The sequence below is a fragment of the Phytoactinopolyspora endophytica genome (genome assembly GCF_004138495.1).
GTDB lineage: Bacteria > Actinomycetota > Actinomycetes > Jiangellales > Jiangellaceae > Phytoactinopolyspora > Phytoactinopolyspora endophytica.
This window is the reverse complement of record NZ_ML142853.1, coordinates 447218-449226: the sequence shown is the minus strand read 5'-3', so window position 1 is coordinate 449226 and position 2009 is coordinate 447218. Positions and strand designations below refer to the sequence as shown.

At 67.0% G+C, this 2009-nt stretch carries 2 protein-coding genes; one reads left to right on the top strand and one right to left on the bottom strand.

The genetic code is table 11. The annotated features are described in order from the left end of the window. A partial coding sequence (locus tag ELR45_RS40825; RefSeq protein ID WP_240759589.1) for a GTP-binding protein occupies nucleotides 1-661 on the bottom strand: 661 nt, incomplete at its 3' end. A gap of 313 nt (nucleotides 662-974) precedes the next feature. Here ELR45_RS40825 and ELR45_RS12830 point away from each other — a divergent pair. Next, nucleotides 975-2009, top strand: a 1035-nt coding sequence (locus ELR45_RS12830) for a C39 family peptidase (protein ID WP_205856501.1), incomplete at its 3' end; no start/stop codon positions are given.

The window sequence follows — 2009 nt, the reverse complement described above, 5'->3', positions numbered from 1 at the left end:
AGGAGTCGTAGACACTGTCGAAGATCATGGCCCGCGCCGGGGCTTCGGCGACTCCGGTGGGCGGCGGGACCTCGGCGACGATCCGCTCCAGAAGCTCCCGCACACCCTCGCCGGTCTTCCCGCTGACTCTGAGGACGTCGCCAGGGTCGCAACCGATCAGGTGCGCGAGCTCAGCGGCGTACTTCTCCGGCTGGGCTGCCGGCAGATCGATCTTGTTGAGCACCGGGATGATCTGCAGATCGTTCTCCAGGGCCATGTACAGGTTCGCCAGCGTCTGAGCTTCGATGCCCTGCGCGGCGTCGACCAGCAGGACCGCTCCCTCACAGGCGGCGAGACTGCGGCTGACCTCGTAGGAGAAGTCGACGTGCCCTGGGGTGTCGATGAGATTGAGGACATGAGGATCCCCGGTGCCTTTCCCTGTCGTGGGGACGAAGGGAAGCCTGACGGCCTGGCTCTTGATGGTGATGCCGCGCTCTCGTTCGATGTCCATGCGATCGAGGTACTGCTCACGCATGGCGCGATCGGTGACGACGCCGGTCATCTGCAGCATCCGGTCGGCCAGCGTGGATTTCCCGTGGTCGATATGCGCGATGATGCAGAAGTTGCGGATCAGCTCGGGCGGCGTGGCTGCCGGCGCGGGTGTGTCGGAGGTTCGTGGCACACATGCCATCATCCCACGTCTGCCGCGGATGATGCACCGGCGCGATTCGCCGGCCGGTCTGTGGCCGTCTCGCGGTCGTCGCGAAGATGATCACGTCGTTGTGCCGGGCCTCGGCGTGGTGTTGTACTCTGCGGAGGTCAGGCGGCACAGCAGTCATCTATGCGGGTGGAGCATGAGACTTCCTCGGCGCTCGTCGGCGGGCGTGCGGCCCGTGACGGGGTGGGCCATTGCCATTGTTTCGGCGCTGATGATCCCACTGATCAGTGTCCAGGGCAGCGCGGCTGAGAGCCGGCCGAGCGCTTCCGTTCCCGGGGTGAGCGCAGCGGAGCTGGAGACGTCCGGTGCCGCTGACCGTGAGGCGGCGCTCGGCGAGGTCGACTTCGCCAGGTGGGGGACCAACGCCGACTGGCTGGACGGGGACAGGAGCGGCGTCGCGGTCCTCCCAGGTCAGCGCACCGGGATCATGATGATCCGGCCGGTAGGGACCTCGGACGACGTCGATGTCGTGGGGGGTCCGGGTACGTGGGAGTACGCCACATGGACCTCGCCGGTCACAGAGCTTCCGTTCGACGCGACGGAGTTGATCGCCTCGTGGGGTGCGTCAACGCCGGGTGACTCATGGATCTCGGTAGAGGCGCAGGGCACGTACGACGACGGTTCGACGACGCCTTGGTACGTGCTCGGAAACTGGGACGCCCACGACAACGGCATCGAGCGCGCCAGCGTCGACGGCCAAGGTGACGAGCACAGCCGGGTACTGGTCGACACCTTCGCGATCGGCGATACGGACGTCGTCGGGGGTGAGGACGACGGCGCGTCGAGCGAACCGGGCCCGCGGGACGCCGAAACCCCCGCGGACGACGAGCCGGGTGACCGCCTGCTGTTGAGCGCCTACCAGCTGCGCGTCACGATGTACCGCCCGCAGGGCAGCCTGGTGATGCCGCGGGTGTGGATGCTCGGCGCCATGGCCTCAAGCATTCCGGAACGCTTCTCGGTGCCGCCGAGTGACGGCGGCATCGCGTCGGGCGAGGAGCTCAACGTGCCGCGGCGCTCGAAGAATGTGCACAGGGAGTCTCATCCGGAGTACGGCGGCGGTGCCTCCTGGTCGAACCCGGCAGCGACGACGATGGTCATGGAGTACTTCGGCGCGGTTCCCTCTCGCGACGACATGGCGTGGATCGATGCGGGATACACAGATCCGCAGGTGGCTCATGCCGCCCGGATGACCTGGGACAACCTCCTTGAAGGCACCGGCAACTGGTCGTTCAACACGGCGTATGCCGCGACCTTCCCGGAGGTCGACGCCTTCGTCACACGGCTGCGTTCCCTCGACGACGTCGAGCGGTTC